This is a genomic window from Mucilaginibacter sp. McL0603 (genome assembly GCF_049992945.1).
Taxonomy (GTDB): domain Bacteria; phylum Bacteroidota; class Bacteroidia; order Sphingobacteriales; family Sphingobacteriaceae; genus Mucilaginibacter.
On record NZ_CP188251.1, the window covers coordinates 2,240,630 to 2,264,048 of the forward strand.

General features: G+C 41.2%; 18 protein-coding genes. 9 read left to right on the top strand and 9 right to left on the bottom strand.

Going from position 1 to position 23,419, the window contains the following annotated elements; genetic code table 11:
- Positions 1 to 29: 29 nt before the first annotated feature.
- Positions 30 to 1,079 (bottom strand): hypothetical protein, encoded by a 1,050-nt coding sequence (locus tag ACPPVU_RS10510; protein ID WP_426671659.1) that lies wholly within the window; start codon positions 1,077 to 1,079, stop codon positions 30 to 32.
- 461 nt (positions 1,080 to 1,540) lie between these two features.
- Between ACPPVU_RS10510 and ACPPVU_RS10515 the strand changes: the two genes are divergently transcribed.
- The 3 genes from ACPPVU_RS10515 to ACPPVU_RS10525 all read left to right on the top strand — a co-directional run bounded on the left by ACPPVU_RS10515 (position 1,541) and on the right by ACPPVU_RS10525 (position 5,832).
- Positions 1,541 to 1,729 (top strand): hypothetical protein, encoded by a 189-nt coding sequence (locus tag ACPPVU_RS10515; protein ID WP_426671660.1) that lies wholly within the window; start codon positions 1,541 to 1,543, stop codon positions 1,727 to 1,729.
- Positions 1,730 to 1,813: 84 nt separating this feature from the next.
- Positions 1,814 to 4,342 (top strand): glycosyl hydrolase 2 galactose-binding domain-containing protein, encoded by a 2,529-nt coding sequence (locus ACPPVU_RS10520; RefSeq protein WP_426671661.1) that lies wholly within the window; start codon positions 1,814 to 1,816, stop codon positions 4,340 to 4,342.
- A 185-nt stretch (positions 4,343 to 4,527) separates the two neighbouring features.
- Positions 4,528 to 5,832, top strand: a complete 1,305-nt coding sequence (locus ACPPVU_RS10525; RefSeq protein WP_426671662.1) for a flavin monoamine oxidase family protein — start codon at positions 4,528 to 4,530, stop codon at positions 5,830 to 5,832.
- A 13-nt stretch (positions 5,833 to 5,845) separates the two neighbouring features.
- Here the strand turns inward: ACPPVU_RS10525 and ACPPVU_RS10530 are convergent, their stop codons facing one another.
- The 3 genes from ACPPVU_RS10530 to ACPPVU_RS10540 form a co-directional block, all read right to left on the bottom strand.
- Entirely contained in the window at positions 5,846 to 7,063 is a 1,218-nt protein-coding gene (locus tag ACPPVU_RS10530; protein ID WP_426671663.1) for a glycosyl hydrolase family 8, read from the bottom strand.
- Between the two features lie 14 nt (positions 7,064 to 7,077).
- Positions 7,078 to 8,175 (bottom strand): DUF4249 domain-containing protein, encoded by a 1,098-nt coding sequence (locus ACPPVU_RS10535; RefSeq protein WP_426671664.1) that lies wholly within the window; start codon positions 8,173 to 8,175, stop codon positions 7,078 to 7,080.
- 101 nt (positions 8,176 to 8,276) lie between these two features.
- Entirely contained in the window at positions 8,277 to 9,317 is a 1,041-nt protein-coding gene (locus tag ACPPVU_RS10540; RefSeq protein ID WP_426671665.1) for a LysR family transcriptional regulator, read from the bottom strand.
- An 89-nt stretch (positions 9,318 to 9,406) separates the two neighbouring features.
- On the opposite strand from ACPPVU_RS10540, the gene ACPPVU_RS10545 reads away from it, so the two are divergent.
- From ACPPVU_RS10545 to ACPPVU_RS10555, 3 genes are read left to right on the top strand one after another with little or no spacing between them, the layout of a single operon-like run.
- Complete coding sequence (locus ACPPVU_RS10545; protein ID WP_426671666.1) at positions 9,407 to 10,804, top strand: TolC family protein; 1,398 nt, start codon at positions 9,407 to 9,409, stop codon at positions 10,802 to 10,804.
- A 21-nt stretch (positions 10,805 to 10,825) separates the two neighbouring features.
- On the top strand, positions 10,826 to 14,077 hold the full coding sequence (locus ACPPVU_RS10550) for an efflux RND transporter permease subunit (RefSeq protein ID WP_426671667.1): 3,252 nt from the start codon (positions 10,826 to 10,828) through the stop codon (positions 14,075 to 14,077).
- The gene (locus ACPPVU_RS10555; protein ID WP_426671668.1) at positions 14,058 to 15,194 is read left to right on the top strand and encodes an efflux RND transporter periplasmic adaptor subunit; all 1,137 of its coding nucleotides are present in this window, start codon (positions 14,058 to 14,060) and stop codon (positions 15,192 to 15,194) included. Before ACPPVU_RS10550 ends, ACPPVU_RS10555 begins: the two co-directional genes overlap by 20 nt.
- Positions 15,195 to 15,356: 162 nt before the next feature.
- Here the strand turns inward: ACPPVU_RS10555 and ACPPVU_RS10560 are convergent, their stop codons facing one another.
- The 3 genes from ACPPVU_RS10560 to pyrR all read right to left on the bottom strand — a co-directional run bounded on the left by ACPPVU_RS10560 (position 15,357) and on the right by pyrR (position 18,463).
- Positions 15,357 to 16,784 (bottom strand): serine hydrolase domain-containing protein, encoded by a 1,428-nt coding sequence (locus ACPPVU_RS10560; RefSeq protein WP_426671669.1) that lies wholly within the window; start codon positions 16,782 to 16,784, stop codon positions 15,357 to 15,359.
- Positions 16,785 to 16,835: 51 nt separating this feature from the next.
- Positions 16,836 to 17,762 carry an aspartate carbamoyltransferase catalytic subunit gene (locus ACPPVU_RS10565; RefSeq protein WP_426671670.1) on the bottom strand — a complete coding sequence of 309 codons (927 nt, stop codon included), beginning with the start codon at positions 17,760 to 17,762 and terminating at the stop codon, positions 16,836 to 16,838.
- A gap of 158 nt (positions 17,763 to 17,920) precedes the next feature.
- The gene (gene pyrR / locus ACPPVU_RS10570) at positions 17,921 to 18,463 is read right to left on the bottom strand and encodes a bifunctional pyr operon transcriptional regulator/uracil phosphoribosyltransferase PyrR (RefSeq protein WP_426671671.1); all 543 of its coding nucleotides are present in this window, start codon (positions 18,461 to 18,463) and stop codon (positions 17,921 to 17,923) included.
- A gap of 153 nt (positions 18,464 to 18,616) precedes the next feature.
- On the opposite strand from pyrR, the gene ACPPVU_RS10575 reads away from it, so the two are divergent.
- Positions 18,617 to 20,221, top strand: a complete 1,605-nt coding sequence (locus ACPPVU_RS10575; RefSeq protein ID WP_426671672.1) for an aminopeptidase P N-terminal domain-containing protein — start codon at positions 18,617 to 18,619, stop codon at positions 20,219 to 20,221.
- A 46-nt stretch (positions 20,222 to 20,267) separates the two neighbouring features.
- Here ACPPVU_RS10575 and ACPPVU_RS10580 read toward each other — a convergent pair whose 3' ends face one another.
- Complete coding sequence (locus ACPPVU_RS10580) at positions 20,268 to 20,894, bottom strand: PH domain-containing protein (protein WP_426671673.1); 627 nt, start codon at positions 20,892 to 20,894, stop codon at positions 20,268 to 20,270.
- 50 nt (positions 20,895 to 20,944) lie between these two features.
- Positions 20,945 to 21,931 carry an acyl transferase gene (locus tag ACPPVU_RS10585; RefSeq protein ID WP_426672193.1) on the bottom strand — a complete coding sequence of 329 codons (987 nt, stop codon included), beginning with the start codon at positions 21,929 to 21,931 and terminating at the stop codon, positions 20,945 to 20,947.
- A gap of 258 nt (positions 21,932 to 22,189) precedes the next feature.
- On the opposite strand from ACPPVU_RS10585, the gene ACPPVU_RS10590 reads away from it, so the two are divergent.
- Together ACPPVU_RS10590 and ACPPVU_RS10595 are read left to right on the top strand one after the other, a co-directional pair.
- Positions 22,190 to 22,669: a DUF1203 domain-containing protein gene (locus tag ACPPVU_RS10590; protein ID WP_426671674.1), complete on the top strand. Its 480-nt coding sequence runs from the start codon at positions 22,190 to 22,192 to the stop codon at positions 22,667 to 22,669.
- A gap of 71 nt (positions 22,670 to 22,740) precedes the next feature.
- Positions 22,741 to 23,418 carry a lipid-binding SYLF domain-containing protein gene (locus ACPPVU_RS10595; RefSeq protein WP_426671675.1) on the top strand — a complete coding sequence of 226 codons (678 nt, stop codon included), beginning with the start codon at positions 22,741 to 22,743 and terminating at the stop codon, positions 23,416 to 23,418.
- The last annotated feature ends 1 nt before the right edge of the window (position 23,419 follow it).

Consider the following 23,419-nt stretch of genomic DNA (forward strand, 5'->3'; position numbering starts at 1 on the left):
CATCGATCGGGCCAGCTTTTTTTATTGAATTATTTGTCAGCGGATGCTCCACCAGATTTTGTTTTCAAAAATGCAAGGATCTTTTGGGTTTCTTCAGGATAAATGGCAATATGATGGGTATGGACTGGGGTACCTGCTTGCTCTAATACAATAACCTTTGAAGCAAAAGCAGGCATGTGGCATGCTATACAATTGCTTTTTAACACGTCCGGGCTTAATTGTTTTGATAATTTACAGATGTTATGACTGTCATTATTATGACAAGCCATGCACCGGGCGGTATATAGTAAAGTATTACCCCGGTCATTTATATGGGTATCATGACAGGTAGAACAATCCATTTTACTGCCGATAAAGCATTTACTGCTTTCGAGTAAACCCCGTTGATTACCATGCACATCAATATGTTTATAATCCAATTCGGGCGATGGTATCATATATTTAGTAAGTGTATCCTGGGGTTTATAACCAAATGTAGGTTTGGGCATATGGCTATTGGCACCCGAATGACAGATAGCACACATATTTATTTTCTGATCGCGTGTTAACGACTTGAATGTGGCAATAAATTTTGCTTGCTTTTCGTCGGGATTTTCTGTGTGAAATTTAACATGCTCTGCTGCAGGCCCGTGGCATCTTTCGCAATCAATGCTATAAATAAGCGTGCTTTTCTCAAATCCTTCAGAATTACCATTAAAGCCCGGTATTGCCGGAGGTGCCTCTTTAATATAGGATGCATGGCAATCGAGGCACTTGGTACCAATAGCACGTTCAAAAATTATTTTATCAGGAGCATAGCCCGGGCTATTTAACCATTCATGTTTATTAGTTATATAGGATATAGGCAACTGAAATAACTCATTAGAAACCCAATAGGCATAGGTTTGCCCTTTTACCCCTCCAAATACTATATCAAAACGTTGTGACTGTTGTGGTTTGCCATCAATATAGCTGGTTTGATAAAATCCACTGTCGCGCTTTTCCATTAATACCTTCATGTGGTCATTAAACAGAAAATCATTTGAACCCTTTGCGAAGCTGCCCAGAATAGTATTGGCATTGGCAGGTTGCGATGCCATAAAGTGCGCAGTATGCAAATAGGAACTGTAGATATTTTTATGACAACTTACGCAGGTTTGCGATCCGGCATAAGTATCGCCCCGGGGATCTTCGTGTTTTTTGAGATTAAAGCATTGCGAACAAACAATTAGCAGGGGCACTAAAATAATAGCTAAACGGAAAAGCTTCCTTTTTGATGTAGTCCGGTATATCACGATATAATTGCTTGTTAGGAATAGTTAATTGGCCTGTTAGCTAATATAGTTTATCAGCATTATAAATACTGATTATGGCGAAAAGTACACAGTAATATTGTAGTTACAAAATATTATGAGACTAAAGACCTCCATAGAATTTTGTAAGTGCGACAGTTTGATAAAAATATACTGCAACTTAATTCAAAATAGTATAATAAAAGGATAAATTAGTACAGTACTGCCTTGGCATTGTTAAGTAGTTTTACAGGAATTAATTTGTACTAATGAAAAGAACTTTTTATTCATCAGCCTTAATGCTGCTTATTAACTTATTTTTTGTTGCAAATACGTGGGCACAAAATGGAACGGTTAAGCAGGTTAAGCTGATCAATTTCGATCTGCAATCCTCGTCACTTGTTAAAGAAAATGGCAGTGAGTTATCCAACTCAAATTATCATTCAGGTATTTACTAGTTCCCGGTTAGGGTGCCGTCAACGGTGCTTACCGGCTTAGTTGCCAATCATATATATCCTGATCCATATCAGGGACTAAACAATATGCTGATACCTGATGCATCGGATCAGTTCAATAAAGAATATAACCTGGAACAATACAGTTATCTGCCCAATGGCACTAATCCATGGAAAAAGCCTTACTGGTACCGCACCACATTTAAAGTGCCGATGGCAGATAAAGGACGCCATTTTCAATTAATATTTAAAGGAATAAACTACCGTGCCGCGGTTTGGGTTAATGGCAAACAAATTGCCGATTCGACCAAAATGGTGGGCATGTTTGCGGAACATAACCTGGATGTAAGCAAAGCAATAATTGCCGGTAGTGACAATACACTTGCTGTTGAGATATATCCATTAGATTATCCGGGATATCCTGCTAAGGAGCAATTACAGGCTTTAGGTCCATTTTACGAAAATGGTGGGCCTACAGGGGATATCGGTAAAAATGTAACTATGCTTTGCTCGGTAGGATGGGACTGGATGCCGCCTGTGCGAGACAGGAATATGGGAATATGGCAGCCGATTTATCTTCGTACTACCGGTGCGGTAACCATTGGCCGCCCTAAATTGGTGACTGAGTTACCTAATCTGCCTGATACGAGTACGGCTAAATTATCATTAAACCTGAGTTTATCTAACAATACCAACTCGGCTAAAAATGGTAAACTTACAGTAAGTATTAAACCTGAAAACTTCGCGGGCGTACCTGTTCAGTTTTCACAAACCGAAGAGGTAAAAGCAAATTCAGTATCGGAGGTTAGCTTGGATGCTAATAAAATAAGTCAGTTTATAATTCATCAGCCTCATTTATGGTGGCCTAATAACTATGGCCGGGCCAATCTCTATCGCATTAGGTTGCAATATGCCGATGCCTCAGGTATACAAGACGATACCGCCTTTGTGTTCGGTATCCGTACTGTAAGCTCAAAAGCAACTACCGTGAATGGTTTTGTGCGACGTGATTTTTATGTTAACGGCAAACGGGTGCACTTGGACGGTGGGGCATGGGTGCCTGATATGATGGTTAACCGCGATTCAGCACGCTATGATTACGAAATGCACTTGTGCCGAAATGCTAATGTTAATCTTGTGCGTATCTGGGGTGGGGGGGTAACTCCTCCAGATGCTTTTTGGAATGCCGCTGATAAATATGGGCTGATGGTATGGTCGGACTTTTGGGTAACAGGCGATACACAAGGCGAATTTAAAGGCTCGCCGGATTGGCCATTGGAAAGTAATGTATTTATCAATAATGTAAAGAGTACTATCTACCGCATCCGCAACCATCCAAGCTTATTGGTGTGGACAGGCGGTAACGAAGGGCATGCACGCAAGGAATTATATGATGCCATGCGTGATAATATTATTGCGATGGATGGAACAAGGCCATTTATACCAAGCTCATCAGGATTTGCAAAATTGCCCGCCGGATGGAAAGGTTCATACCCGGATGATATGCCATCAGGTGTTTATAGCGGTGGCCCATATGCATGGCAAGATCCCAGGGCATATTACAAACTGGCTGATGCCGGCCGCGATTGGGTATTTAAAGATGAGACCGGTATCCCGTCTCAACCACCATATACCACTTTGGCCAAGACTATTCCAAATTTGGTTTGGGATACTAAATTGCCTTTCCCGCTCAATAATTCATGGGGATACCATGACGCGGCAACAGGGGCGGCACAATATGATAAGTATTACAGCGAAATGGCTAAACGATACGGAACCCCAACAACCATGGTCAACTTCTCGGATAAAATGCAGTTGATGAACTATGTAGGTTATCAGGGCATATTTGAAGCAGCAGGACATAAATTGAATGAAACCGGTGGGGTAATGCTATGGAAATTAAATGCAGCATTGCCAAGTGTTGTTTGGCAGATATACGACTGGTACCTGGAGCCTAATGCAGGATATTATGCCATGCAAAATGCTTGCGAGCCTTTGCATATCCAGTTTAACCAGGACGATTCAACAGCAGCAGTGATCAATCGTTTGCATCATGCTACCGGAACCCTTATTGCTGAAGTAAATATCTATAATATTGATAGCAAATTGATCAGGAATTCTCATGCGGAGCACATTGGTCTTGCTACTGCCGGAACACAAGAGGTTATTCAATTAAAGGATGTATTAAGAGGAATAAAAGAAGCTTGTTTTGTGGTGATGAATTTGAAAGATGCTGGTGGTAAGGTTATTTCGCATAATGTTTACTGGCTATCACCAGGTGATGACTTTAATTCACTGAACACAATTAAGGGCGCACACGTACAAGTAAAAGTTTTAAAAACTGAAAAAGGAAAAAGCGAGAACAAGTGGACGTTACAGATAGCCAATAATACAGATAAGCTGGCATTTTTTGTACGTCCTCAATTGATGAAGAATGGCGAAGAAGTAATGCCAAGCTACTGGACGGGCAATTATTTTACGTTGGCACCAAGGGAAAGTATCACTGTTTCGGTAAGTGCACCGGTTGCAAAATTGGGTAATGGCGACCCAACTGTTTTGGTTGAGGGATGGAATGTGGAGAAACAGGTAATTAGCTTAAATACCAATATTAAATAGAATCAACCAATCACTTTTATAGCAGGGCCCCGTTTCAACCGGGGCTTTTGTGTTTAGCCCCACCCAACCCTCCCCATAAGGGAGGGCTAAAAAAAAATAAAAAAGTCTCTCCCCCATCTGGCGGAGGAGATTTAGAGGGGGCTATTGCATCAACCTTAAATACATTTTAACTTGCGTTATCTCACATGAAAAATACAGAAGTAATAGTGATCGGTGCCGGTGCCACTGGTTTAATGGCAGCTTATGAATTAACCAAAGCTGGGAAACGAGTGATTGTTCTTGAAGCGCGAAACCGTACAGGGGGCAGAATACATACGTTGGATGATACTTCCTTTTTTAAATACGCCGAATTAGGGGCCGAATTTGTACACGGCGATCTGCCTGTAACTTTGAAATTATTGAAAGAAGCAGGTATTCAAATGATCCCTGCATCAGGTGAAATGTGGCATTATAGTGATGGCAAATTTTCAAAAGATTATCAGCAGATAGATCATTGGAACTTATTGATGCAAAAGCTAAGCAAGTTGGAACAAGACACCAGTATAGGCGATTTTTTACAACGGGAATTTAGTGAAAATAAATATGATGGGTTAAGAGATTGGGTGAGCAGGTTTGTTGCAGGATATGATGGGGCTGATCCGTTTAAGGCGAGTGTATTTGCCTTGAGAAAAGAATGGCAAAGTGAAGACGATAATGCGCAACACCGTGTAAAAAATGGTTATTGTAAAATGATCAGTTACCTGGCAACTGAAAGCAAAAGAAAAGGGGCACAGTTATTTTTAAATTCAGTTGTAAAGAGAATTCATTGGGAACATGGCCATGTGGAGGTTATTACTACTGATGAAGTGAGCTATAAAGCTGGAAAAGTGATCATAGCATTGCCTTTGGGTGTTTTGCAAGCTGCTGCTTCAGAAGAGGGGGCTATTAGCATTAGTCCCTCAATTCCACAATACCAGGAAGCCATACAACAAATGGGGTTTGGAGCTATCGTTAAAATATTACTGGAGTTTAAAAAAGCTTTTTGGGAGGATGAAGAAAAAGCTAAGCTTGCGGGTGATTCTTTAAAGGAAATGAGTTTCCTGCTGTCAAAAGAAGAAATACCTACCTGGTGGACACAATATCCCACACATTCAACAGTGCTTACAGGTTGGCTTGGCGGTCCGCCAGCCGAGAAGAAAAAGAATGCAACAAATGAAGAGTTGTTTCAGCAGAGCCTCCAATCGCTATCCAATATTTTTAAACTTAGTATCGAAGAATTAAAGGGAAACTTAATAGCCTGGAATATATCAAACTGGACTGCCGACCCATTTACCCGTGGTTCATATGCTTATGATACGGTAGAAGCACCTGAAGCAAGGGGAATATTAAGTACTCCAATTAATAAAACCATCTATTTTGCCGGTGAGTATTTGTATGATGGCCCGGCAATGGGTACTGTGGAGGCGGCATTGACAAGCGGGCAGAATACTGCTAACGATTTGATTAATTAAGAAAGAGATGGGCTTAACTTACTTTCCAATAATTTCCTGACAACACAATCATATTCAGTAATTTGATACTGTTGTCATAATAATCATAATCCAGCAATTTGAAATTTACCAGGTAATCCCAAACAGCATTCAGCCATTGCTGGTTCTTTGAATCGACCATAGCTGATACGGCAAACGGGCCTATAAAGCTAAGTGCTTCAAAATAATGCGCTTTTAGATCATTACCGGCTAAAGTATATCCCGCTGAGATGTTATCCGGATTACCTTTGGTGGTTTCCCTTATCCATCGGTTTATTTTATCGTTAATGCCTTTTGCTCTGACATCACCTGTAAGCAAGTAATCAGTGGCTACACGCCAGGGAACACGACAAGCATTATAATAGTAAGAGCCATCAAAGCGCGATTCAAGATAATGTGGTGGTGACGGAGCTGGATTTTTATTTACATGACAAATAAAATCAGGTATTAGTCCGGCATCCTCACTATAAGTTTGCGCTATGTAGCTAAAGAGTGTATAACCATTACTGATTACCTTTCCCCACCTTGCATCGTTTGTTGCATTTTGAAATGCTCTGAAGTTTGCCGGCATAAAATCTGAGGATCGCATATCGTTATAATCCTTGCTATCATATTCAACCCCATCGCTTAATAATATCGAATAGGTATGTAAATTGATCTCATGCTGCATAATTACAGCGATTATATTTTTTGCCTCTTTTAGATAATTGATCCGTCCATTGCTTCCCCATTGTTTGTTTGCCAGTAACAAGGAATAGGCAATGTCCATGTCCCCGTCTGTTGCCGAGCTTTTATCAATATCTGTACAGTTTTTGTTTTGGGCCCAGGCCATCAGGTATGGATGTACACCCGGATGTGCTTTGTAATATTTATACAGGCCATCATAAGTTGATTTGGCTGATGAATCTGCGCCAGCCATTAGTACAGAAATGATCATGCCGTAACCCTGCCCTTCAGATACACATTGTTTCCCTTTTAGTTCATACCAGACATAATATTCACCAGGATGGCAGCCCGGTTTGACATAGCGTGTCTTCCATTGATTGTAAAAATTCAGTGTTAGTTGATCTAAACGTGCCTGAGTGACTTGGTTAGGTTTTATGCTACCTTTAGAATACTGCACGTGTTGCGGAAAAGGCTTAGCCGTGACCTGGGCATATGCATACATATTTGCAAAGTATAAGAAGATGACCAGCCAGTTCCATTTGCGCATATTACATTATATTTCTATTTCCAAAAAACAGGTTTAACAAGTGTGCCTCTTAATGAACAATCCACACATATAGGGTAAGCAGCCGCGCTGGGTAATGTTGTAGGTAAATATAGCGGTGGGATCGTTCCATAAAAATACGGATAATGAGTTGAATCTTTTACAGTTATTGTATCTATTGCACAGCCATAAGTGTCATAAAATGTAGTCGCATGCCATGCGGGAAGATATCGGCTGTCGATAAAAATTCTCTTTTCTGCTATGGTACCTGCCGTTATATATCCAATAACCGGCTCAGAAGGATTACTTACACATTGAATATTGCCTTGTAATTGTGATGGTTGAGCATCGAAAATACTTCCTAATTCTTGTGTGTTTTTCTTTAGATTCTGGTAGTAATCAAACTCAACCGGTGTAAGCGCAAATTGTTTAACCAGTATACTATACCTGTCCTCTAATTTCTCTGATGTGGATGGTAAAAAGGTAATGGGCGTTTGATAGATTACATCCTGAGCTAATTTGGCAGATGAATTTAAAACTATCGTGCTTGATGTATCGCTTCTCCAGCACTGGTATACAGATTCATTTGCGCCCCTGAATTTAGGCTTGCCATCTACTATTTTATAATAGGAATCATAAAAAGCATGGAAGATGTAGGTTTCATTATAATCCCAACGATAATAACGCGAGTTTGCCGTGGGGTCATGTGTATTGAGATAAATTTGTATGCCATCTTTTTGGATAACAAATCCAATACTATCAATTGGAGGTGTAATTTTAGGCGTAATAAAATCTGAAAGATAGGTTTTGCCATTGGCCGTTTTTATTCGCAAGCGGCACTCCGCAGTGGCGGGTAAGTTTAAGCCAGGTGCAGCATACTTACCCTTCCCAATCTCATTAATGATATAGCTACGGTTTTGATTATCCTCAACAGTCACTATTGCATTTAACTCGGGGTTTAGAGTAGTTTTGGCTGAAAGATTTACGGTGCGGCTTAAATTTATTATTGTAGAGTCAGGCCCGGTATTAATCTGCCCTTCTACCACCAAATAATTGTTCTTACTTGTAATAGCAGGGGGATTGTATGGCTTTTTACAAGCCAGAATCAAAATCATCAGAAATAGAATATAAGGCGGTCTATTCATAAGCTTCTCACGGCTTAGGTATAATGCAATAAAGGGTAATTTACTACAAAATATTTAAATGACCTAAATTTTTAGTACTGATAATTTTTAAAATTTTGTGCAGAATTAAAAGGCTTATTGAACCTGGTAACCGGTGCTGCAGCTTGTGGTATCCCTGTTTGTTTTTGGACGATCTGATCTTGTACCGGTTGCTGATTTTCAGTTTCATCAATACTCATGTCTGCACCAGAAAAATACAATTTTAAACATTCCAGGAAATTTAAAATAGCCGGTGTTTGTTTGCAGGTGGCTGCAAACCAAGCTCTTCGGGCTACACTGTGGTGCAGGGGTTTTGTTATGATGTTTCTGTCTTTTAAATAAGGTTCAACTATCCAGTCGGCCATAACAGTGATACCCAAACCGGCATTCACCATTTCAATAGTTGCGTCAGTATAATGTATGCGATGCAAAGTCTTCGGTTTTACCTTTTGTGCTTCTATCAATGCCTCAATAACCGGGGTGTCCTGGTAGGAGGGGTCATATAGCGGCAATATTAATTCCTCTCCATGAAAATCGGTTATCTCAATAATATCTTTTTTAGCCAGAGGATGATCTTTGCTCATTACTGCTGTTAGCTGATCCTCAAAAATAGGCTCATAACGGATACGGGTATTTACCATTTGTGTGCGTATAATGCCGATGTCCAAATCACCGTTCATCAGGTATTCAAGCGGGCGGCGGGTAGCGTCTGATAGGATCTGGATATTAATATCAGGCCAGCGTTTTTTATAATATTTAATAATACCCGGTAGCCAATGATAAGCCGTATAACATTGCATACTGATACTTAGTTTACCCGTACGTCCCATTTTATAGTTGGTGATATCCTCTTCAAGTGATTTTAACTCAGCCAGTATTTTCTCCGAACTGCGCAAAAAACGATAGCCCTGGTCAGATAAATGCAATCTTTTCCCCTGACGTTTAAATATTTCCACGTCCATCTCACGCTCCAGCTCTTTTAACTGGTGGCTTAGGGCCGACTGTGTAAGATGTAAAGTATTAGCTGCTTTAGTTAATGTACCCTCTTTTGATATAGTATCCACTAACCGGAAATGATGTAATGCGATATTCATTATTAGATATTTTAATAATTGTAACAAATTTAATTCATTATTTTCATATATAAGTTTATCTCTACTTTTGCTGTGTTAATTTTACACTTATGGTAAACATATCATTAAAACATTCCATTTTGACCATTCTGAGTGTTTTATTTGTTCTTCAGGCACTTGGCCAAAAAGTACTTACTATAAAAGAAGCGGAACAAATTGCACTCAGCAATTACGCATCTATTAAAGCAAAGGCGAGCCAGCTAAATGCCTCAAAAGCTTTCTTAACAGAAACAAAAACAGAATACCTGCCGGATGTCAATCTATCTGCCCAACAGGATTACGGAACTGTCAACGGTCAAAACGGTCCTCTTTATGGCGCCGGATTAAGCGTGGCTTCATCTGGTCCGGCACTGCCTAATCAAAACTGGAACGCGGCTTTCGGCGCGTTGTACCTTGCAAACGTTAACTGGAATTTTTTCGCGTTCGGGCGGGCAAAAGAAAAAGTTAAGGTGCAGAAAACCATAGTTTCGCTTGATGAAAACGACCTCGCCCAGGAGCAGTTTGAGCACCAGATAAGGGTAGCAACCTCTTATCTGAATTTGTTGGCCGCGCAGCAATTAGACAAAGCCGCGCAGGACAACCTCGACCGAAGTATCGACCTTCAAACGGTGGTTGTAGCCAGAGTTAAAAACGGGCTTAATCCCGGTGTGGACTCGTCTTTGGCAAATGCAGAAGTTTCTAACGCCAGGATATCCTTAACCAATGCAGAGCAAACAGTACTGGATCAAAGCAACCAACTTGCCAATTTTCTCGGCATCCCGCCACAAAATTTTTTGCTGGATAGCGTATTTGTAAGCAAAACGCCTAAGAATACAGATCAGCAGCCGACTGTTAGTCCCGATGAACACCCCTTATTAAAATTTTATCGCAACCGGATAGGTGTAAGCGACGAGCAGGCTAAATATTTAAAAACATTTAGCTATCCTACTCTTAGCTTATTTGGTGTTTACCAGGGAAGGGGTTCGGGTTTTGGCTCAGCTTATACAACTGATCCGACCACCTATAACGGTAGTTATGGAAGCGGCGTAGACCCCACAAGATACAATTATCTGTTTGGCGTGGGCTTCACATGGAATATTACAAATCCGTTTAGGGTGCATTACCAGGTAAAATCACAGAAATTTATTTCTGAGCAATTTCAAAATGAATACAACCTGGTAGAAGATCAATTGCACGATCAGCAGATATTGGCAGAGACACGTATATATAACGCACTTAAAAACTATCGTGAGGTGCCCGTGGAGGTAAGTGCGTCCAACGATGCTTATATCCAAAAATATACCTTATATAAAAATGGCCTTGCCAATATTGTCGATTTTACACAAGCATTGTTCACTTTGAACCGTGCCGAAGTAGATCAGGCCATCACATATAATAATGTTTGGCAGGCATTATTGTTTAAAGCCGCAGCTACAGGCGATTTTGGGCTATTTATAAATAATTTTTAATCTAAAACAAAAAAAAAATAGATGGGAATGATTAAAGGAGCGCTACAGAGACCAATCACCATATTGGTTATCGTAGCGGGCTTATTCTTTTTCGGGATTAATGCCGTCCGCACCATTAAAATCGATATATTTCCGGATTTAAACTTACCGGTTATCTACGTGTCTCACCCTTATGGCGGTTTTACACCCGACCAGATGGAGGCTTATTTTGGTAAGCAATACGTCAACTTGCTGTTGTTTGTGTCCGGCGTTAAAACCATCGAGACAAAAAATATACAGGGATTAACCCTTATTAAAGTTACTTTTTACGAGGGCACTAATATGGCCCAGGCCGCAGCGGAGGTGACGGCCTATACCAACAGGGCGCAGGCTGGTTTCCCGCAAGGGTCGCAGCCACCGTTTATAATGCGGTTTGATGCCTCTACACTTCCGGTAGGGCAATTAGTACTAAGTAGCCCTACGCGAAGCAATAATGAGTTGCTCGACTTTGCGTTGGTCTATGTCCGGTCAGCATTTACGACTGTACCCGGACTTGTAGCTCCTGCACCTTTTGGTGGTAACCAGCGTACGGTAGTTATCAAGGTTGATCCTGCATTGCTGAGGGCACATAATTTAACTCCTGACCAAATTGTACTGGCACTGCGTGATAATAACCAAAATACGCCTGCAGGTAACGTGAGGGTAGGGGATTATAACTATCTGACGCCGGCTAATACCACCATTAAAAAAATTCCTGAATTTGCTGATATACCGTTGGTAAAGAACGGCGTTCAGACTGTTTTTATGCATGATGTTGCCACGGTTGAGGATGCAGCTGATATTACCACTGGTTATGCATTAATTAATGGTAAGCGGTCGGTTTACCTGCCGATCACTAAATCAGCGGACGCGTCAACATGGGAGGTAGTACAAAATCTGAAAAAAGCTATTCCACGTTTCCAGGCTTTGGTGCCACCCGATGTTAAGCTGTCGTTTGTTTTTGACCAATCAATTTATGTAATTAATGCAGTAAAAAGTTTGGCCGAAGAAGGGGCGATAGGTGCGATACTGACGGGGTTGATGGTGCTGCTATTTTTGGGTGACAGGCGTGGGGCATTGATCGTGATCCTTACCATCCCAACCTGTGTGATCTCGGCTATATTTTTCTTGTCGCTGTTTCATCAAACCATTAACATCATGACGCTGAGCGGCCTTTCGCTGGCAATTGGTATTTTGGTTGACGAATCGACAGTAACGATAGAGAACATACACCAGCATTTTGATATGGGTAAACCAAAGGCACTTGCCATATGGGATGCCTGTAAGGAGATCGCTTTTCCAAAATTGTTGATCCTGTTTTGTATCCTGGCGGTATTTGCACCGGCCATCACCATGACGGGTATACCGGGAGCATTGTTCCTGCCGCTTTCCCTGGCTATCGCATTCTCCATGATCACTTCCTATATGCTGGCGCAGACTTTTGTGCCAATTATGGCCAATTGGCTGATGAAGAACGAGCATGAGAAAAAAGACTATGCAATGGATGATGAAGGCGATCCGGCGGCCGCAAAAGAGAAATCTGTTAAAGCAGCGCTGGAGCATCATGCTGATGGTAAAGTGACTGGCTTTGAAAAATTCAGGGGGTGGTATTTGGGTATTATGGACCGTGTCCTGATGCCAAATAAGAAACTGATTGTTTTGTTTTACGTGGTTACCGCGTTCGGATTTGCGGCTATACTGTTTACTATTATCGGGCGTGATGTACTGCCCAAAGTAAATTCAGGCACATTCCAGATGCGTTTGCGCGGCCCGGATGGTACCAGGCTTGAGCGTACAGAAATTACAGCCATCCAAACGCTCCACATATTGGAGAAATTGGTAGGTAAAGAAAATATAGCCATAACATCAACTGTAGTAGGTACGCACCCATCTTCTTTTTCGACTAATCCGATTTATCAGTTTATGGCCGGTCCGCAGGAGTCTGTTATGCAGGTGCAGCTTGCTGAAAGTTATAAAGTAAATCTGGATGAGTTAAAAGAACGGATCAGGGATGCAATGAAAAAAGCTATGCCTGATATTAAACTTTCTTTTGAACCGATCGAGCTGACTGACAAAATCCTGAGCCAGGGGTCGCCTACGCCTATCGAAGTAGCAGTGACCGGAAAGAACAAAAAGCAGAACGTGGATTACGCTTATAAGGTGATCAACCAGTTAAAGTCTATTCCGTACCTGCGGGATGTACAAATAGCGCAATCATTCCGCTATCCGGCAATTAATATTAACATTGACCGTGTGCGGGCGGCTGAGTTAGGCGTAAGTATCAATGATATCTCCAGGACCCTGACGGCTTCCACGTCCTCTTCACGTTTAACAGAAAAAAATAACTGGATAGATGAAAGAGTTGGTTTGAGTTACCAGGTGCAGGTGGAAGTGCCAGAGTATAAAATGACCAGTTTAAACGAGATTAGGGAAATACCGGTAGTTGCCGGCCAACCAAGACCCGTTTTAGGTGATGTGGCCGAAGTTAAAATAGATACGACTAATGGCGAGAACGATGATATCGGCGCGGTGCCAACACTGTCTGTAACCGCAAATATTAACAAAAAGGATTTGGGGACTGCTACTAGTGACGTAAACAAAGCATTAGCCGGTTTAGGTAAACCGCCACGCGGCTTAACTGTGCAGTTGCGCGGTATGACTCAAACGCTGACAGACACGTTGGATAGCTTGCAATCAGGCCTGGTAGTTGCTATATTAGTAATATTCCTGATGCTTGCAGCCAATTTCCAATCGTTTAAGGTATCGTTAGTGGTACTTTGTACTGTGCCTGCAGTATTGGGAGGTGCCCTGTTCCTGGTAAAAATTACCGGAGCCACACTCAACCTGCAATCTTACATGGGTATGATCATGTCGGTGGGTGTATCCATATCCAACGCAGTGTTACTGGTAACCAATGCCGAAGAATTGCGCAAACAAAATGGTGACGCCCTGAAATCGGCACGTGAGGCGGTCACTTTACGTATACGGCCAATATTAATGACCAGTTTGGCCATGGTTGTGGGTATGCTCCCGATGGCGTCCGGTTTGGGCGAGGGCGGCGACCAGACATCGCCATTAGGCCGTGCAGTTATTGGTGGTTTGTTTGCCTCAACATTTGCTGCATTAATTGTATTACCATTGGTTTTTGCCTGGGTACAAGGCAATACCACAACTCAATCTGTTTCATTAGACCCTGAAGATAAAGAAAGTAAATTCTATGTCCCTTTGCATCATCATGAAGAACCCAAAAAATAAATTATTTTTAGCCTTAACCCTGGTAGCCGGCATGGGCCTGTTAAGTGCTTGCGGCCCAAGTAAAAAAGAAAAAGAAGAACAAGTACAAACTGTTGATCAGGAAAATACACTGGATACACCAACAGTCGCGTTGATAACTGTTGCAAAAGGCAAATTAACCTCTAACATTACCGTTCCGGGAGAATTACAGCCCTTTCTACAGGTGGATATTTTCGCGAAGATCAATAGTTATGTGAAAACCCTTTTGGTGGATATTGGCTCACAGGTGCACCAGGGGCAATTACTGGCCACGTTAGAGGCCCCGGAGATCAATTCGCAGTTAGCACAGGCGCAATCGGTAATACAGCAGAATAAAGCAGTGTATTTTGCTGATAAAGCTACTTATGACCGTTTGTACAGCACCAGTAAAACTCCCGGTACCGTATCACAAAATGATTTGGAGCAGGCAGAAGCCAAAATGAGATCAGATTCTGCCAATGTGGAAGCGGCAAAATCAGCTTATAAAGTGGTTGCCGCTAACCTGGATTATTTGCAGATCAGGGCGCCTTTTGATGGCGTGATCACTGTTCGTAATATTAACCTGGGGACTTATGTCGGCCCATCAGGTAGTAATGGTAATCAGCCCATGTTTGTTATCGAGGATCATAAACGTTTGCGTCTTGTTATATCCGTTCCTGAAAACTTTACCGGTGGATTAAGCAACAAGAGCGAGGTTACCTTTACTGTAAAGGCTTTACAGGGCGAGAAATTTACCGCGCAAGTAAAGCGCCTGGCCGGTGCATTGGATACGAAGTTAAGATCTGAGCGTCTGGAAATTGATATTTTAAATAAAGATAATAGACTGTTACCTAATATGTATGCTGATGTAAGCGTTCCGCTTCCGGCAAGGGATAGTGCTATTATTGTACCAAAATCGTCTGTGGTAACATCCACCGAGAAAGTTTTTGTAATAAAAATAGTGAACAACCATGCTCAATGGGTGAATGTACAAAAAGGTCTCGAAGCGGGTGATAATATTGCAATTTATGGTGATTTAAAACCCGGTGAACAACTGGTTAAGGCAGCTTCGGAAGAAATAAGAGATGGTTCTACTGTAAAAACAGGAGCAGCCCGGTAATAAAGCTTCGGAAAATAATGGCGAGGGAAAAGAAGTAAGTGGTCCGTCTGGTAATCAGGGAACAAAGAAAGATTCTTCCGCTAAAAAATAAGTGAGTTAGTGATTTGAAGTTCGGAAGTCAGTGAGTAGAAATAGTCGCTGACTTCTTTTTTTATAGCCGATTTATTGGAGTTTCTTTATCAGATCAACACCTAAATTATCTGTGCTTTTTGCTGAATTGGATAAGACAATGACAGCCAACTTCTTTTCCGGATTAAATGCCAGGAAACTGCTGCTACCAAAAGTACCACCATTGTGGAAATAATAATCAACGCTGTTAACTACGATAATATGCCAGCCCAGGCCTAATTTGGTATCCTTATCAAAAGTAACCTGGTGAGCCAGTTCAAATGCTTTGGAAAGCTTGCTGTCATCAGGCGTCATATTAGCCCCGGCATAGATCAGCATATCATTTACGGTTGATTTTAGTGAGCCACAAGCTGCAAGTATATTGAAGTCCCAAGTGGGTGTTGCTTTGCCACTTTCATTATATTCGGTTACCATACGTGGTTTAAGTGCAGGCGTGAGGTGCTGCACCGTGCTTTGCATGTTTAATGGTTGACAAATAATTTCCTTTACCATCTGCTCAAACGGCTTACCGCTTGCCTGTTCTAAAATACTTCCCAAAAGTCCAACTGCCAGGTTAGAATAAGCATAAGTTTCGCCGGGCGTACCGTTCGGTTTGCAATCTTTCAGATAAGAAAACAGGTGTTGTTTATTGTAATCTTTATAAGGATCATACGGATCGCTGGAATGGTTTTCAAAATTACCCGGTAATTGTGGTAAACCGGATGTGTGATTGCTCAACATAACCAGCGTAATATTTTGCAGATTAGTATTAGCAGCAACAGAATCGGGCAGGTATTTGGTTATGGGATCGGTCAATTTTACTTTGCCCTCGTTAACATAATAGGCAAGCAGGGCAGCAGTGAAAGTTTTGGTGATAGAGCCGATCTCGAAAAGATTATCGGCATCCGGCATTGTTTTGTTCCCATCAGCAGTTTCACCATAATTATAAATGTGGGTAACACCTTTTCTCAGAATACCAATACTAAGGCCGACTGTATTTCCCTTCTGGATATAATTTCTTGCTGCCGTATCCACCCTTTTATCAGTCAGGGTTCGCAATAAATTAGACGTGCGCACAGGCTTTAGTTTATCGGCTGCTTCTTCTTTGTCCGGTTTGAAAAGGAAATAGTCTAATTTATCGTCCTTATCCAATTTTACAAGCAATTGCAATGTTCCGGCATCAAAGCTTAGCTTGTAGGTGCTTAAATTGTTATTTACAAAGCTTATTAGTGACGATTGCCTGATGGGGCCGAGCGGGAAAAGTTCATGATCTGCTACGTATTTGAATGTTATCAGGCTGAGCTGTTTTTTGAATTGTTCGCCTGCCAGATCGTAAATGGACTCCGCTTGTCGCTCATTAAAATACTTCTCTATCAGGGTATATACAGAATCGTTTTTAAGTTGCTGACGACTTTGGGCTGATGCAGAAATGGAAAACAGGCAAAACACCGCAATGATGAGTTGTTTAAAGAGGTTTTTCATCAAGAATTTTCAATCATTAAATATAACAATTGAAACAGGTAATGCTGATAATTATTGCGTTTGCCCTGCCAGTAGATACAAAACTGCCATACGGATTGCCACACCATTCTCTACCTGATCAAGTATAATGGATTGCTTGCTATCTGCTACATCGCTGGTGATTTCTACTCCACGATTAATAGGTCCTGGATGCATAATGGTGATCTCTTTATCGAGTGAGTCTAGTATTTCCTTATTTAAGCCATAAAGCATGCTGTATTCGCGAAGGGAAGGGAAGTATTTAATATCCTGACGCTCCAACTGTATACGCAGCATGTTCGCTACATCACACCAGTTGAGTGCTTTGATCAGGTTGTGTTCTACCTTTACGCCCAACGCACCGATGTATTTAGGTATAAGGGTAGTAGGGCCGCAAACCATTACTTCTGCACCTAATTGTTTAAGGCATAATATGTTAGAGAGTGCCACGCGTGAATGAAGAATATCGCCTACAATAGCTACTTTTTTGCCCTCAACATTGCCGTATCGCTCTCGGATAGAGAAAGCATCCAATAATGCTTGCGTAGGGTGCTCATGTGCACCATCACCGGCGTTTACTATCTGAGCCTTTACGTGTTTTGAAAGAAATATACCGGCACCAGCGTAAGGATGACGCATCACCACCATATCCACTTTCATGGCCAGGATGTTGTTTACTGTATCTATCAGGGTTTCGCCTTTGCTTACTGAGGATGACGAGGCTGCAAAGTTAACCACATCGGCAGAAAGCCTTTTCTCAGCTAATTCAAAAGAAAGTCGTGTACGCGTAGAGTTTTCAAAGAAAATATTAGCAATAGTCACATCACGGAGGGAAGGCACTTTTTTAATGGGACGGTTTAAAACAGATTTAAATGTATCAGCCGTCTCAAATATCAGTTCAATATCTGCACGATTCAAATCTTTGATGCCTAATAAATGCCTTGTACTAAGTCCTGCCATGTTATATTTCGGATTTCGGAATTTCGATTTTGTCTTTTTATATTACTTAAGCCATGTCATTGCGAGGTACGAAGCAACCGCAAACTATACAGGGCGGATATGTACAGTATGCGATTGCCACGCTGCCGCTCGCAATGACAACGCGGTTATTGTTTTTTTTATTTTGCATCCGAAAGCAAAACCACCTTATCTTCTCCGTCGGTTTCTTTCCAGCTTACTACCACTTTCTGTGAGGCGATAGAATCTACTTCGATACCTACATAATCTGCCGATACTGGAATGTGTCTCGAATAGCGGCGATCAACCAGTGTCAGCAATTCTATTTTTTCTGGTCGACCAAAAGCGAGCATGGCATCCATGGCGGCGCGAATGGTACGGCCTGTCCACAATACATCATCCATCATGACCACCTTTTTGCCTTCTATTATAAAATCAATTTTGGTTTGATTAGGCATCAATTGTTCACGGCGGCGAAAATCATCGCGGTAAAAAGTAATATCAAGGTCGCCTTGTTGTATGGTTTTACCAGGTAGAATTTTTCGCAGTTCTTCGGCTACACGTTTGGCAAGATAAATGCCCCGTGGTTGTATACCAATCAATACTGAATTAGAAAAATCGTCGTGGTTTTCGATCAACTGACGACATAGACGTTGTATGGTTATCTGGAATTTCTGACCGTCGAGCAGAGTAGGGTTTTGCATCTTTGGTTGGATTTGGGCAAAGGTAGGAATTTTGGTGATTAGTTAAATAGTGATTAGAGATTAGTTTTTAAAATAGGACAAATTTACCTTTTGTAATTCTCATGATGATGTAATTTATATATTCATTAACTTGCTGCCACTAATCCGTTTATCGTGAAGATTTTCCATAAAACATTATTCGTAGCAGTAATTGCCTGCATGGTTTCTCTGCAAAACTTTGCTCAAACCGTATCAGAAAGTTTACCAACAGATTACCTGACAAAGGAATTCCATGCCGGCAGGCGTGAGGCGCTTAGAAAGCTGATGCCTGCAAATTCAGTCGCCGTCATATTTGCTTACCCGGAGCGTGTATTCTCGCAGGATGTAAATTATGTCTATCATCCTAACCCGGATATGTATTATTTCTCGGGTTATAAAGAAACCAGCGCTATGCTTTTAATATTTAAGGAAACCCAGCATGGTACTGATGGTGATTACAATGAACTTTTTTTTGTACAAAAGCGTGATCCGCAACAGGAACAATGGACAGGGAAACGATTGGGTGTTGATGGCGTAAAAAGTAAATTAGGTTTTAGTAAGGTTTTTAATAGTGATGAGTTTGCTAATTATTCCATCGATCTTAAGAAATTTAGTGCTTTGCTTTATAGTGGAATACCAGCTGATCAGGGTAATATGACGCAATTATATGACGCGTTTAAACAAAAGGCTTCTGTTCCGGATGTAGATGGCGATGTTCTCAGTACATTGGGTAGGATTGTCCGGCGCGGTACACCTAAGAATATTGATCGCATCATGACTTTATTTAAGTCGCAATTTGAAGAACCCGCTTATAAGAATAACCAATTAGTTCAGATACTGGTCAACAAACCGGATTCTTCAGGCTTAGCCGATTTAAAAGCCAAATACAACGCACAATTTGGGGGACTGGTTTACTATAGTGATGACATGGATTTGCTTCGCGGGGTAAAACAGCCTGAGGAGGTTGAGCTTGTAAAAAAGGCGGTTGAAATATCCAGTATAGCCCATGCCGAAGTAATGCGCGCCATAAAACCGGGAATGTCTGAAAGGGAACTGCAAGGTATATTTGAATATGTTCACAAAAAATATGGCGCCGAGGATGAAGGTTATCCACCGATAGTAGGAGCAGGGGCTAACGGTTGTATATTACATTATGAGGAAAATAATGTTACCGGGGTGAAGAATCAATTAGTACTAATGGATGTTGGTGCGGAATATCATGGTTATTCAGCAGATGTAACACGGACTGTGCCGGCCAATGGTAAGTTTACAGAAGAGCAAAAAGCTATCTACCAATTGGTTTATGATGCACAGGAAGAAGTATTTAAACTATGCAAAGAAGGTGTGCCTTATGATAAGTTGGAAGAAAAAACACAGGAAGTATTAGCCAATGGCCTTATTAAACTAGGTATCATTAAAAAGGCAGAAGAAGTGCGAACCTATTACCCTCATGGCGTTTCTCATCATATGGGGTTGGACGTGCATGATAAAGGCGGTTATGGTATCAACCTGAAAGAAAATATGATCATTACGGTTGAGCCAGGTATTTATATCCCGGAAGGAAGTGGATGCGATAAAAAATGGTGGAATATCGGGGTAAGAATAGAGGATGATGTGGTGATCGGCAAAGAAAAATGCACCTTATTATCCATCGATGCGCCACGTAAATGGCAGGATGTTGAAAAGATGGCTGCCGAAAAAAGCTTCTTTGATGCGGCTAAATTGCCTGAATTGAAATAAGAAACCCAAGTCCCAATCCCTTGACTACAAAGGATTGGGATATTATTTAAAGATCGCTAAGTAACTCCAGTTTCTTGGCGTTATATTCTTCCTGCGAGATAAGTCCGTTATCAAACAAAGTTTTTAACTTCTTTAGTTTTTCGGTTAACTCGTCTTTTTGGGGTTCTTGAACAGATAGTGTGCTTACTACATGCTGAGGCTCGGGAGCGGTTTGATTTGCGCGGGTGTCAAAATTAAATGAACCAGATTCGGCTCGTTTTTCTTCCAGATCACGCTGGCGACGGGCTTCGCGCTCTTCTTCCTTGCGCTCCTGCGCATATTGATATAATTTGCGTGCCTGTACTTTTGGCAGGTAATCTACGCCCATTTCACCTCCATTAGTGGTAGTTACACTAAAGATCGCACCGATGATCTCTTCCTTAATCACTACGTTAACAATATCTTTCCAAACAAAATCAATAAACTTTATAGAAAGACCAAGATTTGCCGGTGTGAAAAATAATACCCTTTTGTTGGTCAAAGCCACACAATCAGATAGGATGTTAACCAATGGTTTCTTCTGTGTAGCGATGTAGATGATCTCTTCTCCGGTAGTCAACAGGTCAACCAGGCGGGTATAAACTTTTTCTACAGCTTTGGGGTCCTGCTGGTCGCTCAAAAATTTGTCAATCATAGTATTTCGTGTTGATGAGGGCAAAAATAACAATTATATGCGGGCTAAGTTTATGCGATCAATAAATTACAGCCGCGTATGTCGGAGTTGTCAAAGCGGCCCAGTACTTCAAATGAACCATCGGCATATACTTTACCAAGATCCTGCGTAGCAATAAAAGAGCATGAGTTGATATTAGCCAGATCGATCACGTTAATGCCGCCGGTTTTGTCATTATCGAGATTGCTTATTGGATCATTTGTATCACGGGTGATCACTTTCATCCAGGGCGGACAATTAAATATGCTATCGCCTTTTGAGTAAGCTTGTGATAATAACTCAGTCATCCCATATTCTGAATGAATGGCATCTACACCAAAACCTTTGCATAAAGTTTGATGCAGTTCTTCGCGTATCATTTCTTTACGGCGGCCTTTCATACCCCCGGTTTCCATTACGATGAGCTCGGGAAAGTCAATGGGGTGGTGTTCTACAAAATCAAGCAAAGCAAAAGTTACACCTATCAGAAGTGTTGGTTTTTTACTCTGTTGCTGTTTTTGGAGTTGCTGATATAAATCAGCATGATTGTACAGATAAAATCCACTATCAGGATTTTCAGATCGCTTTACCAGATCTTCCGCCATGTAGATCAGGGAAGATCCTTCTCGTTCCATATAAGCAGGCAGAAGGGCCAGTATGGTATAGTTTTTAATGTCGCCATAGAAAAGATCAAAAGCCTTACGGAAACTTTCTTCATACCAGTTTACATCAGTAACCAGGTGGCGGCTATTGATCATACCGGTAGTACCTGAACTGGTAAAGGTGACTTCTACAGGTTCAGTACTGCTAAGAATCTCATGCGATTTAAAAAAGCTGATCGGTAAAAAAGGTATTTGATCAACTTGCTTAACGGAATCGATACCAATTTTCAGGTTAGTAATAAACTCCCGGTAAATGGTACAGTTTTGCGCCTGGAAACGGAATATTTCAAGCGCCGTTTCTGCGAATTCTTTTTCGTTATTAATAGAAAATACCTGTTGCTTGCCCGGTTTTATCATTGCTGCAAAGATAGGTGAATGTGCAGATATTTCTAATGTGCGGATATGTGGATGTGCAAATATGCAGATGTGCGGATGTGCAAATATGTGGATGTGCAAATATGTGGATGTGCAAATATGCAGATATGTGGATGTGCAAATATGCAGATGTGAAGATGTGCAGATAGGTGGATGTTTTTTTATCTGGAAGATGAGCAAGTTCCGGGTTTTAATAGCTGTTTGATAACCGGAAATTTGAGTATTAAAAAATTAAAGAACATGAATAATTTTAGAATCGTACCGCTTTCAAAAAGCTATGTACAGCAGATCCGCGAAACCCGGAAAGATGATTTTAACCATGAGGTGATTGAGCAAACAGCAACAGGTCTTGGGCCATGCAGGGTATCATTAAAGCCATTTGAAAAAGATGTAGATAAACGTTTATTATTTACACATAGCCCGTTTGAAATAGACAACGCTTATAATCAGCCGGGACCAGTGTTTATCAATGCAGATGATGTTGAAGAATACTCAGATATTTATCATTTTCCAGCGGAGATAAAGGCAAATAAACAGAGTTTTCCGCTTACACTTATTGGCTACAGTACTGAGCAAATGATGGTGCTTTCGAAAATGGTTGGTGACAGGGATGTGGATGAAATGATAACCGAGATATTTGAACAAAATTCCGCGGTAGCTTATCTTCATGCACGTAACTCGCAGGCTTGCTGTTTTATATGTAAAATTGAGCGGGTTTAGATTTAAAGTTGCACTTTGAAAACAACTACCGAATTTTGAGGTTTTGTAAATAACATTTAATCCAGAACCACATGAAAACGTTAAAATTTTTACTTCTGCCCGCTCTATTGAGCTTTACGCTAATATTTACCTCGGCCACCATTGGCGATGGAGAAAAGCAAACCGAAAGGATAAATAATTCCACCGACGTTTTAAAAGACTTTAGCAAAATAAAAGAAGGCATCCCGCATGAAATGATCGCCAAATATGAAGGTATAGTGATCATCCCGGACCTGATCAACGCCGGTATAGGTATTGGTGGTAAACACGGAAAAGGGGTAGCCATGGTTAAGCTGGCTGACGGCAAATGGAGCGATCCGGTATTTGTTAGTATGACAGGTGGCAGCTTTGGTGCACAGATAGGTGTACAATCTATTGATCTGATACTGGTGTTCCGTCATAAAACTACGCTAACCAAAATTAAAAACGGTGATTTTACTATCGGTGGCGATGCTTCAGCAGCGGCAGGCCCGGTTGGCAGAAGCGCTTCGGCTAATACGGATTATAAACTGGACGCCGAAATTTATTCTTACTCACGCAGCAAGGGATTATTTGCAGGCATTAGTATTAACGGAGCAAATTTGGCAATAGATAAAAGTTCTAACAAAGATTATTATGGCGATAGTGCCACATCAAAGGATATTTTTGCAACATCTAAAAGCAATAAAGCCGCTGTGAAAACATTAAAAGGAACTTTAGCAAGCATGTAAA

What these genes read in the sequence shown, in the direction of transcription:
- ACPPVU_RS10510 (WP_426671659.1), bottom strand. Translation starts at nt 1,079, where the DNA reads ATGGCATCGCAACCTGCCAATGCCAATACTATTCTGGGCAGCTTCGCA.
- ACPPVU_RS10515 (WP_426671660.1), top strand. Translation starts at nt 1,541, where the DNA reads ATGAAAAGAACTTTTTATTCATCAGCCTTAATGCTGCTTATTAACTTA.
- ACPPVU_RS10520 (WP_426671661.1), top strand. Translation starts at nt 1,814, where the DNA reads ATGCTGATACCTGATGCATCGGATCAGTTCAATAAAGAATATAACCTG.
- ACPPVU_RS10525 (WP_426671662.1), top strand. Translation starts at nt 4,528, where the DNA reads ATGAAAAATACAGAAGTAATAGTGATCGGTGCCGGTGCCACTGGTTTA.
- ACPPVU_RS10530 (WP_426671663.1), bottom strand. Translation starts at nt 7,063, where the DNA reads ATGCGCAAATGGAACTGGCTGGTCATCTTCTTATACTTTGCAAATATG.
- ACPPVU_RS10535 (WP_426671664.1), bottom strand. Translation starts at nt 8,175, where the DNA reads ATGATTTTGATTCTGGCTTGTAAAAAGCCATACAATCCCCCTGCTATT.
- ACPPVU_RS10540 (WP_426671665.1), bottom strand. Translation starts at nt 9,317, where the DNA reads ATGAATATCGCATTACATCATTTCCGGTTAGTGGATACTATATCAAAA.
- ACPPVU_RS10545 (WP_426671666.1), top strand. Translation starts at nt 9,407, where the DNA reads ATGGTAAACATATCATTAAAACATTCCATTTTGACCATTCTGAGTGTT.
- ACPPVU_RS10550 (WP_426671667.1), top strand. Translation starts at nt 10,826, where the DNA reads ATGGGAATGATTAAAGGAGCGCTACAGAGACCAATCACCATATTGGTT.
- ACPPVU_RS10555 (WP_426671668.1), top strand. Translation starts at nt 14,058, where the DNA reads ATGAAGAACCCAAAAAATAAATTATTTTTAGCCTTAACCCTGGTAGCC.
- ACPPVU_RS10560 (WP_426671669.1), bottom strand. Translation starts at nt 16,784, where the DNA reads ATGAAAAACCTCTTTAAACAACTCATCATTGCGGTGTTTTGCCTGTTT.
- ACPPVU_RS10565 (WP_426671670.1), bottom strand. Translation starts at nt 17,762, where the DNA reads ATGGCAGGACTTAGTACAAGGCATTTATTAGGCATCAAAGATTTGAAT.
- pyrR (WP_426671671.1), bottom strand. Translation starts at nt 18,463, where the DNA reads ATGCAAAACCCTACTCTGCTCGACGGTCAGAAATTCCAGATAACCATA.
- ACPPVU_RS10580 (WP_426671673.1), bottom strand. Translation starts at nt 20,894, where the DNA reads ATGATTGACAAATTTTTGAGCGACCAGCAGGACCCCAAAGCTGTAGAA.
- ACPPVU_RS10585 (WP_426672193.1), bottom strand. Translation starts at nt 21,931, where the DNA reads ATGATAAAACCGGGCAAGCAACAGGTATTTTCTATTAATAACGAAAAA.
- ACPPVU_RS10590 (WP_426671674.1), top strand. Translation starts at nt 22,190, where the DNA reads ATGAATAATTTTAGAATCGTACCGCTTTCAAAAAGCTATGTACAGCAG.
- ACPPVU_RS10595 (WP_426671675.1), top strand. Translation starts at nt 22,741, where the DNA reads ATGAAAACGTTAAAATTTTTACTTCTGCCCGCTCTATTGAGCTTTACG.